12 protein-coding genes are annotated in these 14,991 nt (G+C 73.6%); 5 read left to right on the forward strand and 7 right to left on the reverse strand.

The window, feature by feature from the left end; translation table 11 throughout:
• The 3 genes from C1I92_RS15490 to C1I92_RS15500 form a co-directional block, all read left to right on the forward strand.
• Window positions 1-3,773 (forward strand): S8 family peptidase (locus tag C1I92_RS15490; protein ID WP_111255558.1); only part of this gene is annotated, 3,773 nt, incomplete at its 5' end.
• Window positions 3,774-3,839: 66 nt separating this feature from the next.
• A complete protein-coding gene (locus tag C1I92_RS34470; protein WP_199521269.1) occupies window positions 3,840-4,400 on the forward strand; it encodes a TetR/AcrR family transcriptional regulator in 561 nt (186 codons plus the stop codon).
• On the forward strand, window positions 4,397-5,569 hold the full coding sequence (locus tag C1I92_RS15500; protein ID WP_111255559.1) for an MFS transporter: 1,173 nt from the start codon (window positions 4,397-4,399) through the stop codon (window positions 5,567-5,569). The genes C1I92_RS34470 and C1I92_RS15500 overlap by 4 nt, the downstream gene beginning before the upstream one ends.
• Window positions 5,570-5,686: 117 nt before the next feature.
• On the opposite strand, the gene C1I92_RS15505 is transcribed toward C1I92_RS15500, so the two are convergent.
• From C1I92_RS15505 to C1I92_RS15525, 5 genes are read right to left on the reverse strand one after another with little or no spacing between them, the layout of a single operon-like run.
• Complete coding sequence (locus C1I92_RS15505; RefSeq protein WP_158564143.1) at window positions 5,687-6,439, reverse strand: alpha/beta hydrolase; 753 nt, start codon at window positions 6,437-6,439, stop codon at window positions 5,687-5,689.
• Between the two features lie 15 nt (window positions 6,440-6,454).
• Window positions 6,455-7,456 (reverse strand): PHP domain-containing protein, encoded by a 1,002-nt coding sequence (locus tag C1I92_RS15510; protein WP_111255608.1) that lies wholly within the window; start codon window positions 7,454-7,456, stop codon window positions 6,455-6,457.
• Between the two features lie 26 nt (window positions 7,457-7,482).
• A complete protein-coding gene (locus C1I92_RS15515) occupies window positions 7,483-8,403 on the reverse strand; it encodes an arginase family protein (protein ID WP_199521270.1) in 921 nt (306 codons plus the stop codon).
• A gap of 4 nt (window positions 8,404-8,407) precedes the next feature.
• Window positions 8,408-9,103, reverse strand: coding sequence for a VOC family protein (locus C1I92_RS15520; protein ID WP_111255609.1), 696 nt, complete (start codon window positions 9,101-9,103; stop codon window positions 8,408-8,410).
• A gap of 42 nt (window positions 9,104-9,145) precedes the next feature.
• Window positions 9,146-10,768, reverse strand: coding sequence for an MFS transporter (locus C1I92_RS15525; RefSeq protein ID WP_158564144.1), 1,623 nt, complete (start codon window positions 10,766-10,768; stop codon window positions 9,146-9,148).
• Window positions 10,769-10,867: 99 nt separating this feature from the next.
• On the opposite strand from C1I92_RS15525, the gene C1I92_RS34910 reads away from it, so the two are divergent.
• On the forward strand, window positions 10,868-11,440 hold the full coding sequence (locus tag C1I92_RS34910) for a CGNR zinc finger domain-containing protein (protein WP_111255563.1): 573 nt from the start codon (window positions 10,868-10,870) through the stop codon (window positions 11,438-11,440).
• 185 nt (window positions 11,441-11,625) lie between these two features.
• Here C1I92_RS34910 and C1I92_RS15535 read toward each other — a convergent pair whose 3' ends face one another.
• Both C1I92_RS15535 and C1I92_RS15540 read right to left on the reverse strand, forming a co-directional pair.
• Complete coding sequence (locus C1I92_RS15535; RefSeq protein ID WP_111255564.1) at window positions 11,626-12,522, reverse strand: alpha/beta hydrolase; 897 nt, start codon at window positions 12,520-12,522, stop codon at window positions 11,626-11,628.
• A gap of 85 nt (window positions 12,523-12,607) precedes the next feature.
• Window positions 12,608-13,963: a M14 family zinc carboxypeptidase gene (locus C1I92_RS15540; protein WP_111255565.1), complete on the reverse strand. Its 1,356-nt coding sequence runs from the start codon at window positions 13,961-13,963 to the stop codon at window positions 12,608-12,610.
• Window positions 13,964-14,118: 155 nt separating this feature from the next.
• Here C1I92_RS15540 and C1I92_RS15545 point away from each other — a divergent pair, with 155 nt between their 5' ends.
• Window positions 14,119-14,934 carry a DUF4190 domain-containing protein gene (locus C1I92_RS15545; protein ID WP_111255566.1) on the forward strand — a complete coding sequence of 272 codons (816 nt, stop codon included), beginning with the start codon at window positions 14,119-14,121 and terminating at the stop codon, window positions 14,932-14,934.
• The last annotated feature ends 57 nt before the right edge of the window (window positions 14,935-14,991 follow it).

The following is a 14,991-nucleotide window of genomic DNA, read 5'->3' on the forward strand; positions in this document are numbered from 1 at the left end:
CTCACCGGGCCGCCGCCGGACTCGCTGTCGCGCTGACCGCCACCGCCGCCGCGGCCGCCCCGGCCACGTCCGCTCCACCCACCGCACCGCCACCGGCCGCCGACCCGGCAGACCCGGCGGCCGCCGAGTCGACCACGCTGGTCACGCTGGTCACCGGCGACGTCGTCCACGTGACGACCGTCGGTGGCAAGACCTCCGTCGCGGTCGACGCGGCGGACGGCGGCGCGGTCGAGGCGTACGAGCTGGACGGCGACACGTACGTCGTCCCGGCCCGCGTCGCGCCGCAGGTCCGCGCCGGAACCGTCGACGACCAGCTGTTCAACGTCACCCGGCTGATCGAGAGCGGCTACGCCGACGATGCGACCGCCGAGCTGCCGGTCATCGTCACCTACGACGGCACCGCCGCGCGGTCCGCGGCCACCGTCGCGACCAAGGCCGAGAACCTGCCGGCCAGCGACGCCACCCTGCCGCTGCCCAGCATCGACGGCGCCGCGATCGAGGTCAGCAAGGCCGACGCCGCCGACTTCTGGGCCGCCGTCCAGGACGACAGCGGCGTCGACGGCGTGTGGCTCGACGGCAGCGTCGCCGCGACGCTCGACGTCAGCGTCCCGATGGTCGGCGCGCCGCAGGCCTGGCAGCAGGGCCTCGACGGCGCCGGCACCACGGTCGCTGTCCTCGACACCGGCATCGACGCGGGCCACCCCGACGTCGCCGGCCGGATCGCTCAGCAGCAGGACTTCACCGGCAGCGGCAGCCCGGTCGACCGGCACGGCCACGGCACCCACGTCGCCGCGACCGTCGCCGGCACCGGCGCGGGCTCCGGCGGCGCCCGCCGCGGCGTCGCGCCCGGCGCCGACCTGATGATCGGCAAGGTCCTCGACGACGGCGGCAACGGCCAGGACTCCTGGGTGATCGCCGGCATGGAGTGGGCCGCGCGCGGCGGCGCCGACGTCGTCAGCATGAGCCTCGGCGGCTGGCCCACCGACGGCACCGACCCGCTCAGCGTGGCGGTGAACGAGCTGACCGCGGAGACCGGCGCGCTGTTCGTCGTCGCCGGCGGCAACTACGGGCCGGGCGACTACTCGCTGACGAACCCGGGCGCCGCCGACGCCGCGCTCACCGTCGGCAACGTCACCAAGACCGACGAGATCGCGCCGTCGTCCGGCCGCGGCCCGCGCGTCGGCGACCACGCCGTCAAGCCGGACATCACCGCGCCCGGCACGAACATCGTCGCCGCCCGGGCCGCCGGCACCGCGCTGGGCACGCCGGTCGACACGCTCTACACGAGCGCGACCGGCACCTCGATGGCGACGCCGCACGTCGCCGGCGCCGCCGCGATCGTCCGGCAGCAGCACCCTGACTGGACGCCCGAGCAGGTCAAGGCCGCGCTCGTGTCGACCGCGATCCCGCGTGCCCGGCTGACCGTCTACCAGCAGGGCGGTGGCCGCCTCGACGTCGCGACCGCCGTCGCGCAGGGCGTCTACGCCGGCCCGGCGCCGCTGAACTTCGGCTACCTGCCGTATCCGCAGACCGAGCTGGAGCCGATCGTCCGCACCGTCACGTTCACCAACGTCACGGCGGCGCCGGTCACGCTCGACGTCGCGGCGTCGGCGAGCACCGGCGGAACCCCCGCTCCGGCCGGCCTGCTCACACTCGATACGCCGTCGGTCACCGTCCCCGCCAACGGCGCCGCCACCGTCGACCTCACGCTCGACCCGTCGCTCGGCGCCGCCGGCCTGTACAGCGGGTTCGTCACCGGCACCGGCCCGGACGGGGTGAGCGTCTCGCTCCCGCTCGGGCTGAACAAGGAGCCCGAGGTCTACGAGCTGACGGTCACCGTCCTCGACCGCAACGGCGACCCGAACCGCGGCGCGACGCTGCAGATCGGCAACGTCGACGACTCGTCCAAGCACGTCTCGTTCCCCGACCTGGACGCGCGCGGCCAGGCGACCGTCCGCGTCCCACCGGGCACGTACAGCGCGCTGAGCATCATGACCGACCTGGACGGCGAGCGGTACACCTATACGTTCGCCGGCGACCCGCAGGTCGAGGTCGGGCCGGGCGGCGCGAGCGTCGTGCTGGACGGGCGCACCGCGGTCCCGGTCACGGCCGAGGTCGGCCGGACCGTCGAGGGCGTCACCGCGAAGGTCGAGTTCTGGCGCTTCCCGCTGGCCGGCGAGGCGATGCACTACCGCTACCTGCTCGGCGAGCCGTTCACCGACATCTACGCGACGCCGACCGAGGAGGCCACCGAGGGCGGCTTCCACCTCGTCACGCAGTTCTCGCTGGCCGAGCCGGACATCGTCGTCGACGGCGCCGGACTGGAGTCGTTCGAGCCGGAGTACTTCGTCTACGCGCCGGAGCTGCCCGCGGGCCGGTTCCGGTGGGACGTCGTCGACGCCGGCGCCGCGACACCGTCCGAGCTGGCCGGGCTCGACCTGGACGGGCGGATCGCACTGGTCGAGGCCGTCGGCGGGCAGTGGAGCGAGCAGATCCGGGCGGTCGCCACAGCCGGCGCCGAACTGGCGCTGCTGTACAGCCGCAACGGCTACCCGTTCTCCGGCGCGGTCGAGCGCGGGCTGCCGATCCCCGGCGCCGCACTGGACCTGAGTGAGGCCGAGGCGCTGCTGGCCCGCGGCGGCGGCACGGTCACCGTCCACTCCACACCGGACAGCCCCTACCTCTACGACCTGCGCTTCGACCAGGACGGCGCGGTCGGCACGGACCTGTCGTACGACGTCGACACCGACGACCTCGCGACGGTGTCGAGCACGTACCACGCGGACGCGCCGCAACGCACCGTCGCCGACGTGAACGCCTCGTTCGCGCCCTGGCAGGTGTCGTCGTTCGACTCCTACCGCTACTACCGGGCGCCGTGGGAGCGGACGGAGTACGTCACGGCGTCGCCGGGGATGCTGTGGCTCAAGCAGGCCGTCGGCTACGAGACCGACGAGGTGGTCCTGGCCCGGCACGTGCGGGACCGGCTGCGGACGCTGTCGGCCGGCGACGAGCTGGAGGACACCTGGTTCGGCGGGCCGTTCGTGCCGTCGCCGCGGCGCGAGGCGCTCGAGCAGACCCGGCTGGCGATCCCCTGCCCGGCCTGCCGCGACGCCGACGAGCTGTTCTTCTGGATCGAGGACTTCGCCGACTCCGGCGACGGCCACTACGGTGCCTGGGACACCCGCTGGGAGAACTCGGCGACCCGGCTGTACCGCGATGACCAGCTGGTGGTCAGCCGGCGCACCGGGCGCGGGGTGCTGGCGGCGGTCGCGGCGGACTCGGAGTACCGGCTGGAGGTCGACGCCTGGTCGGACGCGCCGTGGAGCTTCGGGACGCGGTCGTCGACGGCGTGGACGTTCCGGTCCGCCGCCCCGTCGCTCCCGGCCTCGGCGCCGTTGCCGCCGCAGTACGCGTGCACCGACCGCGGTCATCGCGACTGCGCGTTCCTGCCGCTGCTGTTCGCGACGTACGACGTGCCGCTGGACGGGTTGAACCGGGCGCCGGCCGGGCGGACGTTCCAGTTCGGCATGACGGTCGGCGGGCAGCTCGGCGCGCCGTCGCCGTCGGTGCACCGGGTGCGGGTGGAGGTCTCCTACGACGACGGCGCCAGCTGGCGGCCCGCGGTGGTCCGGCCGTCGGCGAGCAGCCCGGGCCGGTACGCCGTCACCGTCAAGCACCCCGACGACGCCGAGCACGTCTCGCTGCGCATCGATGCCCAGGGCGATGGCACGCGGCTCGAGCAGGAGGTGATCCGCGCCTACCGGCTGAACTGACCTGCCGCCAGGCCTGGACGCCCTGAGCTGCACCGTGATACATCTTGTATCGTGAGTGAATCGACGGTGTCTCAGGACGTCCTGGCCGCGGCCAAGCGGCTGGCCGAGCGGCAGCAGCTGGGCGGCGCGTCGATGGCCGACATCGCCAAGGAGGCCGGCATCACCCGCGTCACGCTGTACCGGCGCGGCGAGACGCGGACGGCGATCCTGGTCGCGCTGCGCGACGAGCTGGCCCGCGAGGAGCGCGAGCGGCTGCTCCCCGTCCTCACCGGCCCCGGCGACGCCCGCACCCGGCTGACCGCCGCGTTCGAGGTCTTCTGCGCGATCACCGACGAGCGCTCGGACCTGCTGGCCGGGCTCGACGACCCGGCGCTGAACGCGATCTACCACGAGCCCGGCGACGAGTCGCTGACCCGCTCCGAGTTCACCGCGCCGATCGTCCGGCTGCTGCGCGACGGCGCGCTGGACGGCTCGCTGCGCACGGTCGCCGATCCGGAGGAGGCGGCCACCGTGCTCTACGTCCAGGTCTGCGAGACCTACCGCCACCTGCGCCGCGAGCACCGCTGGTCGGCGAAGCGCACCACGGACGCCGTCATCGAGCTGACGCTGAACGGGTTACTGCCGTGACGGCCCTGCTCGAGCGGGTCATCCCCGGCCAGGACGTCGACCGCGGCCGGGTCGCCCGGCTGACCGCCGCGCACGCCGGCGCCGACCTGTTCCAGGCCGCCGTCCCCGCGCTGATCCCGTTCTTCGTCGCCGAACGCGGCATGACCTACGCCGACGCCGGGTTGCTGGTGCTGGCGGGCAGCCTGGCGTCGTCGGTGATGCAACCGCTGGCCGGCGTCGTCGGCGACAAGGTCCGGGCCGCCTGGCTGCAGCCGCTCGGGCTGGCGCTGGCCGGCCTCGGGCTGCTGGCGGCGACGCTGCTCGACTCGTTCGGGGCGATCGCCGCCGCCCTGCTGCTCGGCGGCCTCGGCGTCGCGATCTTCCACCCGGAGGCGTTCCGCGCGACCCGGGCCGCGGCGGCCGCCAGCCCCGGCGCTGCGCTGGGCGTCTTCGCGCTCGGCGGCAACATCGGCTTCGCGCTCGGCCCGTCGCTGGTCGTGCCGCTCGGCGCGGCGTACGGCATCGAGGCGGCCGGCGCGGTCGCCGTGATCCCGCTGGCCGGGGCGCTGCTGCTGGGGCGCGGCATCGACTCGTCCGGCGTCGAGGCCGCCGCCGATCCGGCCGCGACGGCAGCGCTGCCGAGCGACTGGCGGACGTTCGGGTTCGCGACGCTCGGCGCGACGGCGGCCGCGGGTGTGCTGTTCGGGCTCATGGCGTTCGCCCCGGTCTGGTTCGACGAGACGCTCGGCGCCGGTGTCGGGTTGGGCAGCGCCGCCGTCACCGGGATGCTGCTGGCCGGCGCCGTCGGCACCTACGCGGCCGGGACGCTGGGCGACCGGCATGGCCGGCGGCCGGTCGTGCTGGTGTCGGTGCTGGCGCTGGTGCCGCTGACGGCGGTGCTGCCGCTGAACGGGGCGTTCCTGGCGGTGGCGTTGCTGGTGGTCATCGGGTTCGTGCTCGAGGGCATCTTCTACCCGCTGGTGATCGTCGCCCAGGACGGCCTGCCGCGGCACGCCGGACTGGCGGCCGGGATGGCGCTCGGGCTCAGTGTCGGCATCGCGGCCGGCACGACCAGCCTGCTCGGCGTGCTCGTCGACGCGAACGGGCCGGTCGCCGCACTGTGGGGTTGCGCCGTGATGGCCGTCGTCGCGCTGGTCGCCGGCGCCCTGGCCGTCCGCCGCCCGCACTGACGCCCAAATCCGTGGTGGTCCGGGGGGATGCCGTCCCCGCCCGCCTCGCTCGTTCCTCGCTCGGACGCCCGCGCCTACCCCTGACGGCATCCCCCCGGGCCACCACTCGCGACGCCGTCAACAGGGCGTGGACGCCTCGGCCGCGGCGACGCCGTCGACGAAGTCGAGGATCGCGGTCTGGAGCTGCTCGGCCGGGGCGCCGCCCTCGGCGAGGATGTCGGTGCCGTGCCTCGGGGTGGGCAGGACGAGCAGCTCGCTCCCGGGCAACCAGGCGTGCAACTGCCGGGTGTCCTCCGTGGCGCCGTAGCTGTCACCGTCGCCGGTGATCAGCAGCGCCGGGCAGCTCAGGCCGGCGACCGTCGCCTGGTCGAAGTCCATGCCCTCCGAGTGCAGGAGTCCTGCGACCCACACGACGCCGTCGGCCGGCGGCGACGGCTGCAGTGCGACGTGCAGCGACGCCATGGCTCCGAGGCTGGCCCCGGCGACCACGACTCGGCCCGCGCCGTGGTCGCGCAGGTACTCGACGGCGCCGATCACGTCCTGCCAGACCTGGTACCGCGGCCGGAGCCGCTCGTACGTCAGCACCTGGTGGCCACGCCCGGCGAGCGCCTCCGCCGTCGCGGCCCAGTCCTCCTGGCTGTCGCCGTCGCTGCCCATGTGCGACAGGACGACGGCGACCGGCGCGTCGTCGGGGCCGAACAGCCGGCCCTGCCGCGGCTGGCCGTCGCCACCGGTGAACTCGACCTCCTGGTACGGTCCGGCGGGTGTCGGTGCCGCGGACGGCGAGCTGCCGCCGTCGTCGGAGTCACCACCCGAGCAGCCGGTCAGGCAGAGCACGAGCAGGAGCACGAGGGCGGCGCGACGCGGCATGGGCGGCATGGTGCCCTACGAGCCGCGTCGGGTCCAGGCGAGCAGCTGGTCGACCGGCCAGGTGTTGACGATCTTCTCGATCGGCACCCCGCACGCGGCCGCGCGCTCGCACCCGTAGGGCTGCCAGTCCAGCTGGCCGGGCGCGTGCGCGTCGGTGTCGAGCGCGAACATGCAGCCGGCCTCGACGGCGAGCCGGAGCAGCCGCTTCGGCGGGTCCAGCCGCTCCGGCCGCGAGTTGATCTCGACGGCGACGCCGAACCGCGCGCACGCGGCGAACACGATCTCCGGGTCGAACGTCGACTCCGGCCGGGTGCCGCGCCCGCCGGTGATGAGCCGGCCGGTGCAGTGCCCGAGCACGTCCGTGTGCGGGTTCGCGATGGCGGTGACCATGCGCTCGGTGAGCTCGTCGGAGGCCATGCGCAGCTTCGAGTGCACGCTCGCCACGACGACGTCCAGCCGGCCGAGCAGCTCGTCGGTCTGGTCGAGGGTGCCGTCCTCGTTGATGTCGACCTCGATGCCGGTGAGGACCCGGATCCCGTCGCTCTGCTCGTTCAACCCCGCGACGACGTCGAGCTGCTGGCGCAGCCGGTCCGCGGACAGCCCGTTGGCGACGGTCAGCCGCGGCGAGTGGTCGGTCAGCGCCATGTACTCGTGGCCGAGCTCGGCGGCGGCCGCGACCATCTCCGGGATCGGGCTGCCGCCGTCGGACCAGTCCGAGTGCACGTGCAGATCGCCGCGGAGCGCCGTCCGGATCTCCGCGCCGCCCTCGGCGACCGGGCGGCCGCCGGTGGCCTCCAGACGGCGCAGGTAGACCGGGACCTCGCCGGCCAGCGCCTCGGTGATGACGGTCGCGGTGACCTTGCCGATGCCGGGCAGCTCGGTCAGCGTGCCGGCCTCGATCCGCTCGATCAGCTCGCCGATGCCGACGTCGTCGACGGTCTGTGCGGCGGTCCGGAAGGCGCGGACGCGGTAGGTCGGCTCGCGGGCGCGCTCCAGCAGGAACGCGATGCGGCGCATCAGGTCGCCCGGCGTGGGGTCGGCGGTCACGGACCCAGTGTCTCGCGTCCGGTGTGGCCCGGGTCGAAGGCGTCGGCGACGGCCGCGGTCAGCCGCCGGGCCGTCGATCCGTCCGGCTCGCCGTGATCGGGGTTGAACTCGGTGAGCACCAGGCCGGCGAACCCGGGATGCCGCACCATGACCGTCACCGCGCTCATGACCTGGTCGAGCGCGAGCCCCCGGTACTGCGGCACGTCCGCGGCCGGGAGGTCGAGGAAGTTCACGACGTCGACGTCGAGGTGGACGACGAAACGGTCGACGACCGACGTGAGCGCCGACAACGCCAGCCCGGCCGCGGCGGCCGGGTCGGCGCCGACCGACGCCGCCGGGAACCGCCAGCTCGGCACCCGTCCGTGCACGTCCTCCTCGTCGTCGGCGTAGCCGAAGAAGCAGACGCGGTCGGCGGTGAGCAGCGGCCGTCGCGGGCCGAAGCCGCTGAGCGCCTGCGCCGTCCCGGGCAGGTCCAGCAGGTGTGCGACCCCCATGCCGTCGGCGATCGGCTCCTGCGGGTGCTCGGCCGGCGTCATGAGGTCCTGCCCGCCGTCGACGTACATGAGCCCGACGTCCTGGCCCGCCGCGGTGAGGGCGCTGATGACGGCGATGGTCAGCGTGCACTCCCCGCCGACGACGAACGGCGTCTGGCCGGCGTCGAGGATCGTGCGCACCGCCGTGCGGGTGTCGTCGAGGACCTCGAGCACAGCGGTGAGGTTGTTCAGGCCGCCGCCGTCCGGCGCCGGGTGCGCCGCCCAGCGCCGGACCGGCCGGTCGCCGTGGTCGTGGACCGCCTGGCCGGTCCGCCGGAGCCGCTCGACCAGACCCGCCGCCCGCAGCGCCGCCGGCGCCCGCTCCTGGCCCGGCCAGTGCGCGGCAGCACTCGACGGCACGCAGACCAGCCCGAGCGTCGTCATCACATCAGTCCCGTCCCTGCCAGGTGCAGATGCAGATCTCGTTGCCCTCGGCGTCGGCCAGCACCCAGAACGCCGGTGCCCGTCCGTCGTTCACCAGCCGCCCGCCGGCGTCGAGGGCGGCCGCCAGCCGGCGCTGGGCCTCGTCGTGCGGGACGCTGATGTCGAAGTGGATGCGGTTGCGCTGCGGCCGCGGCGCGTCCATCTGCTGGAACCAGAGCGCGGGGCCCTGGCCGTGCGGGTCGACCAGCGCGTCCGCCGGCCCGTCCAGGCCGGGCTCGTCGGTGTAGGCGAGCACCGCCTTCCAGAACGGCCGGATCACCGGGATGTCGATCGCGTCGATGGCGATCTCGAGCGACTGCTCGGACCGCGGCAGCCCGCCGATCGCCGCGTCGGCGTCGCGCCCGGTGGCCCGCAGCGCCGCCGTGATGCGGTCCGCCGCCTCGACGTCCTCGCTGGTCACGTTCGCGATGGCGGGGTCCTGCAGGCTCAGCAGCACCCGGCCCGGCCGAAGGTCGGCCCGCAGGTGATCGTCGGCGGCGCCCGCCGCCCGCGCGGCCGTCGCCGCTACATCCGCGGCCTCCATCGTCGACCCCACCGCGACGCCGGTGTGGAACCGCGCGAGGAGATACCGCCAGCCCAGGTGCTCGACGGCGGCCGAGGCGTCGGGGCGGCTCAGCGGGATGAGCGCGGTGTCGTCCATGCCGGCCATGCTGGCACGAGGGTCCGACAGAATCGGCGGCTTTCAGCCCTGTGCCGCCGCGATGTGGTCGACGGGGCCGGCGTCGTCGACGGGGCCGGCAGGGCCGGCGGGGCCGCGGACGGCGGCGGCCAGGTCGGTGCGGAGCGCGAACGGCACGAACGCGGCCAGCACCGCGACTCCGAGCACCGTCGCCGCCGCGAACGCCGTCCGCAGCCCCCACAGCTCCGCGATGAGGCCGGCCAGGGCGGCGCTGGCCGGGATGACGCCCCAGCTGATCATCCGCGACGCCGAATAGATGCGGCCGAGCAGCTCCGGCGGCGACAGGTTCTGCCGGATCGTCGCGGCGACGATGCGCCAGATGCTCGATCCCGCCCCCGCGATGACGGCGCCCGCCGCCACCGCCCAGATCCCGGCGCCGAGGGCCACCGGCGCCACCAACAGCACCGTGCCGACGGAGTCGAGGATCAGCAGGCGGGTGGTGCCGATCCATCGGCGCAGCGGCTCGACCAGCACGGACGTGATCAAGCCGCCGACGGCCATGGCGGTCAGCAGCAGCCCGTACTGGGCGGCCGAGAGGCCCAGCGGTCCCGGCTCGACCACGTACACGACGAGCAGCGCGGTGGCCACCGCCCAGACGACGTTCATGGCGGCGGTGAACAGGGTCAGCGTCCGCACGACCGGCTGCCCCCACAGGAACCGGAACCCGGCGACCAGCTCGCTCCGCCTCCGGCCCGGCGACGGCGAACCGGCGGCGGGGCCGGGGAAGGCCGCGCCGTCACCCGAGCCCGCGGGAGGCGCCGGGACGCCCCTGCCGCCGGCGGACGCCGCGACCCATGCGGTCACGCCGCCGGGCGCCGCCGCCGGAGCATCCGGGGAAGCCGCCCCATCAGCCACGCCAACCCCGCTGGCCGCGGGAACGACCACCGCGGCCACGTCAACAACCGGCGCCGGGATCGACGCGGTCACACTGACGTGCGTACCGGTCCCGCTGTCCGCGGAGATGGCCACGTCCGCGGCGCCGATCGACGCAGCCGCGGCGGATGTCGACGCAACTGCCACTCCTTCGGCAGCAGCCGCGGGCGACGACCGGTGCAGCGTCATCACCAGCACACCGCCCACCGCGAGCAGATAGAGCGCCGCGCTGGCACCGGTCGCCAGGCCCAGCGTAGCGCCGGCGAGGAGACCGGCGAGTGGCGGCCCGGCCAGCTGGTTCGTCACGTTGACCGTCGCCTCGATCCGCGCGTTGGCCCGGCTGCGCCCGACCGGCTCGACGACCAGCGGGATGGTCGAGGTCAGGGCCGTGTCGACCAGCGTCTCCGCCACGCCGAGCAGCACCGCCACGGCAAGGATCAGCGGCAGCGACAGCGCGTCGGCCAGGTAGGCGGCCGTGACCCCGCCCAGCACCAGCCCGCGCACCGCGTTCACCGTGCCGAGCAGCGCGCGCCGGTCCACCCGGTCCACGATCCAGCCGGCGTGCAGCCCGAACACCGGCCACGCCAGCGTCAGCGCCGCCGTCACCGCGGCGACCCCACCCGCGGACGCATCGACGGCGAGCGCCAGCAGCGGCAGAACGAACAGCGCCATCCCGTCGCCGAGGTTGGCCGCGCCCGTCCCGAACCACAGCCCGTTGAACGACCGGCCCAGCGACACCGGCAGCACGCGCATCGGATTCTCACCCTTCATCGGCGTTTCACTGGTAGTAGTTCTGGCACAAATCGTTCTCACCTGTCAACGCAATATGAACGGTGAGATATTCTGGCGGGCATGACCGACGTCGAACTGGTGGGCAATGCGCTCTGCCTCGACTTCGCCAACACGGTCAACGCGCGACCGGTCGCCCGGCGTGACTGGCTGGCGTCGCCGGAGGAGGTCACGACCTGGGCGCGCGCCGTCGGGCATCCTGTCGACGGGGATCCGAGCCTGCGGTTCACCCTCCCCGCCGCGCGCGACCTGCGCGAGGCGGTGTTCCGGGTGTTTGAGCCGCTGGCGCACGGTGAGGCCGCACCACCGGACGACCTGGAGACGGTGCACGCCACCCACGCGGAGGGGTTCGCGCGCGGCCGGATCGTCGCCGACGGCGAGACGTTCCGGCTGGTGTGGGCCGAGCCGCAGACCCTGCGCGTACTCCTCTGGGACGTCGCGGCGTCGGCGGTCGGGCTGCTCACGACGGGGCCGCTGCACCGCCTCGGCGACTGCCCGTCGTGCCACTGGCTGTTCCTCGACACCAGCAAGAACGGGCGCCGCCGCTGGTGCAGCATGGCCACCTGCGGCAGCCGCGACAAGTCACGCCGCTACTACGAGACGCGCAGCGCCGGCGATCCCGAAGGCGACGGGTGAGCACACGGCAAGCACACCGGCGCCCGCCACGAGCGCCGTCGGGAGGGCGCGGCGGCGAGCGCCTTCCGGCGGACGGGGTTGTCCATCACCAGGCTTTCTGGAGCGTCGACACGATTGCACGCGTAGTACGACACGCGATTTCGTGCCGAACGTGATCAACTCGGCGCCGGAGCGGCACCAACCCGTCAGGACGACGGCAGCGTCGACGAGAAGTGCGCGTCCAGCGCCTCGACGGCGAATGCGACCTGGTCGGACTGGTCATAGAAGTCGGTCTGCGACCCCTCGCCCCACACAGCCGAAACCGGGCCACGCAGCCGGGACCGCAACTCCTCGATGTGGGACGGGAACACGCACCCGTCCGAGTGGACGAACAGCGTCGGCGCCGCCACCACGTCCGCCGTCGACTTGGCGTCGAACGTGAGCCACGGCAGCCAGGACGCCTCGGCCATCTCGTTGCGCCAGGATGGCAGTGCACCCCGCGAAGGGTTCGCGTAGTAGTCCATCTCGAAGAACATGCCGGCGCGGTCGTTGCCGGGCTCGTACGCGGGCACCGTCATGACGACGCCGTCGTCGCGGAAGCGAGCGAGGGCGGCCTGTGCCCGGTCGAGTCGCATGCGCACGCCGTCGATGCCGCCGTAGAAGGGGGCGACCGACTCGGTGTCGTGGAACCAGCCGGCGACCGAGCCGAAGGACGCGATCGGCGCGCCATAGGCGATCGCCGCCAAGGCGTACTGGGCGCTCGCGCACACCCCGACGTAGCCGAGGCCGCCGGGACGGACGAACGACAGCGACGAGGCGAACCGGGCGGCCGCGGCGATGTCGGCGATCTTGCGGCTGGGCAGCTCGAACTGCCGCGGCTCGCCGCCGCTCTCGCCGAAGCCGGCGAAGTCGAACGTGATCGCGGTGTAGCCGCGGGCGGCCAGCTCGGCGGCGTAGAGGTCGGCCATCTGCTCCTTGACGGTCAGCCAGGACCCGGTCACCAGCACGCCCGGCTGCCGCTCCAGAAGGTCATCGGTGCGACGGTGGACGCGGCCGGCGAGCAGGGTGCCGCTGCTCTCGAACACGACGGGAAACGTGGTCATGGGCCGACGCTCGCACGCCGGCCCATGACCACGGAGGGTCGAAACCTGCTGACCTCCGGATCGACCCCGGAGCGACCCGATCGACCTACGGCCGCGTCCGGTGGAATTTGCGGCGGCACTCCTTCAGGTCCACCGTCACCGACTCGCCGAGGTCCACGTTCACCTCGACGGTCTGCAGGACGGTACCGTCGGGCCGCTCGCAGGTGAGGATCCACGGCTCCTCGTAGAACCCGGTCTGGAACCCGTGCACCCCGTCCTCCTGGTACGCCGGGATCGGCCGGTACGACGGGTTCACCGCCCACTCGAACTTGCCGTTGCGGCTCTCGATCGTCAGGTCCGAGCCGAGCGTGGTGGTGAACGACGACGGGCGAGTGGCGCCGTCGGGCTGCAGGTAGGGGCTGGTGTACATGTCGAACGCCTTCGTGACGCGCAGCACGGCGCCCTTCGGCCCCTGGCCCTCGATGACGGCGTACTGGTCGGGGTCGGCGGCCGTCTCGAGCATCGTCAGCATCGCGTCGCGGTGCTCGTCGTACACGTCGAGGACCTGCGTCTGGTAGGTGCGCGGCACGCCGGCGTCCGGGCAGGTCTCCGTGGTCAGCGCGAGCCCGCGGGTCGCGTAGTAGGCCCAGTCGATCGCCTCGCCGGTCGTCTCGTAGTCCTCCGCCGACGGCAGCGCCTTGTAGCCGGGCCCGTAGATCGACGCGACCTCCGACGCGAGCGCGTGCAGCCGGTCGACGTCCTGGGCGGGGCCGGCCTCGAGCTGCAGCGGCGGATACAGCACGACCTGGATGCAGGTGTGCTGCGTGTTGAACACGACCGCCTGCCGGGTCGACAGCAGCCACTCCATGTTCCGCGTCTCCGGCTCCGACCACGGGGCCGCCCCGCCGGTGGAGATCGGCAGCCAGCCCAGGCCGTAGTTGCGGTTCATGTCGGTGTTGGTGTCGGTCTGGCGGCGGCCGCGGACGAACCCGTCGACGTTGACGACGGGCACGACGACGACGCGGGCGCGGTCCAGCAGCCGGGTCACCGAACGGTCGCCGGCGGCCGCGCGCTCGACCAGGTCGATGGCGAACTCCATGGTCAGCTCGCCGCTGGGGAACTCGTTGCCGTGGTGCATGCCGACGTCGACGAAGACCGGCTTGCCGTCATCGGCGGTGACGTTCGTGCTGATCTCGACGCCGCGGACGGTGCGCCCGGACGTCGTCGGATAGGGCAGCGTGATCGGTTTGACCAGGTCGGGATGGTCGGCGACCAGCTCGGCCAGGTCGGCCTCGTAGTCGGCCAGCGTCCGATACGCGGTGTTGCCGCTGGGCAGCTCGGCGGCCGACGGCTCGGCGGACCCGACAGCGGCGGGAACGGCGACCGCGGGGACCGCCAGGACGGCCGCGGCGGCCAACGTCAGCGTGCGACGCCTCGAACGGGGGTGACCAGTAAGCCTCATGAACGCATTCCTCTCCGCGGGGGACGACGGGGCATGCAGTCCGAGTCAAGATCGACCGGCTTGCGCCGAGGTTACCGTTTTGTGACGTATGGCACGAGCGATATCGCATGTCACGCCGCGCTGCATGAGTCCGCCGCGTGCGATAGCTTCCGTGCATGTCCGAGCCCGGCGCGCCGCCGCCCAACCCGTACGCGCAGCCCAGCGGCGCCACGCCACAGCCGCAGCCGCAGCCGTACCCGTCGACGCCGGCCGGCCCCACCCCGTACCCGCCACCCGGCGGCCAGTACCCGCCGCCACCCGGTGGCCAGTACCCGCCGCCCTACGGCCAGTACCCGTGGCCTGCCGAGCAGCAGCCCAAGCCCGGCGTCAACGGGCTCGCCGTCGCCGCCCTGGTGCTCGGCATCATCGCGATCTTCCCGCTGGCGATCATCTTCGGCATCATCGCGCTGGTCCAGATCTCCCGGACCGGGCAGAAGGGCCGTGGCCTCGCGATCGGCGGGCTGGTGACGGCCGGGCTGTGGCTGGCGCTCATCGTCGGCGCGATCATCTGGGCGGTCATGACGATGGCCGACCGCGACGAGGACGGCGCCATCGTCGAGGAGGGCGACGTCTCGACGCTGGACCTGCGGGTCGGCGACTGCGTCACCGGGCTGCGCGACACCGAGGACGAGACGAGCATGGCGACGGTACCGGCGCTCCCCTGCGACCAGCCGCACGAGGGCGAGGTGTACGCGACGTTCGACCTGGACGAGGGCGAGTATCCCGGCGAGGCGGTGCTCTTCGCGACCATCGAGGAGCGATGCCTCGAGGAGCTGGAGACGTTCTCGCAGCAGGCCTGGGACGACCCGAACATCAGTGTCTTCTACCTGTATCCGGAGGAGCGCAGCTGGTCGTACGACCGTGGCGCCGTCTGCATCGCCTACGCCCTAGAAGGCACGCTCACCGGGAGCCTGGCCACACAGGACGGGTGAACACCTGACGGAGTGGCTTGCGGTCTGAGTTAGGTTAGGCAAACCTAGTTGACTGCA

Source organism: Jiangella anatolica (genome assembly GCF_003236295.1).
Taxonomy (GTDB): domain Bacteria; phylum Actinomycetota; class Actinomycetes; order Jiangellales; family Jiangellaceae; genus Jiangella; species Jiangella anatolica.

What these genes read in the sequence shown, in the direction of transcription:
- C1I92_RS15515 (WP_199521270.1), bottom strand. Translation starts at nt 8,403, where the DNA reads ATGACGACGCTCGGGCTGGTCTGCGTGCCGTCGAGTGCTGCCGCGCAC.
- C1I92_RS15505 (WP_158564143.1), bottom strand. Translation starts at nt 6,439, where the DNA reads ATGCCGCGTCGCGCCGCCCTCGTGCTCCTGCTCGTGCTCTGCCTGACC.
- C1I92_RS15535 (WP_111255564.1), bottom strand. Translation starts at nt 12,522, where the DNA reads ATGACCACGTTTCCCGTCGTGTTCGAGAGCAGCGGCACCCTGCTCGCC.
- C1I92_RS15510 (WP_111255608.1), bottom strand. Translation starts at nt 7,456, where the DNA reads ATGCGCCGCATCGCGTTCCTGCTGGAGCGCGCCCGCGAGCCGACCTAC.
- C1I92_RS15540 (WP_111255565.1), bottom strand. Translation starts at nt 13,963, where the DNA reads ATGAGGCTTACTGGTCACCCCCGTTCGAGGCGTCGCACGCTGACGTTG.
- C1I92_RS34910 (WP_111255563.1), top strand. Translation starts at nt 10,868, where the DNA reads ATGACCGACGTCGAACTGGTGGGCAATGCGCTCTGCCTCGACTTCGCC.
- C1I92_RS15525 (WP_158564144.1), bottom strand. Translation starts at nt 10,768, where the DNA reads ATGCGCGTGCTGCCGGTGTCGCTGGGCCGGTCGTTCAACGGGCTGTGG.
- C1I92_RS15520 (WP_111255609.1), bottom strand. Translation starts at nt 9,103, where the DNA reads ATGGACGACACCGCGCTCATCCCGCTGAGCCGCCCCGACGCCTCGGCC.
- C1I92_RS15545 (WP_111255566.1), top strand. Translation starts at nt 14,119, where the DNA reads ATGTCCGAGCCCGGCGCGCCGCCGCCCAACCCGTACGCGCAGCCCAGC.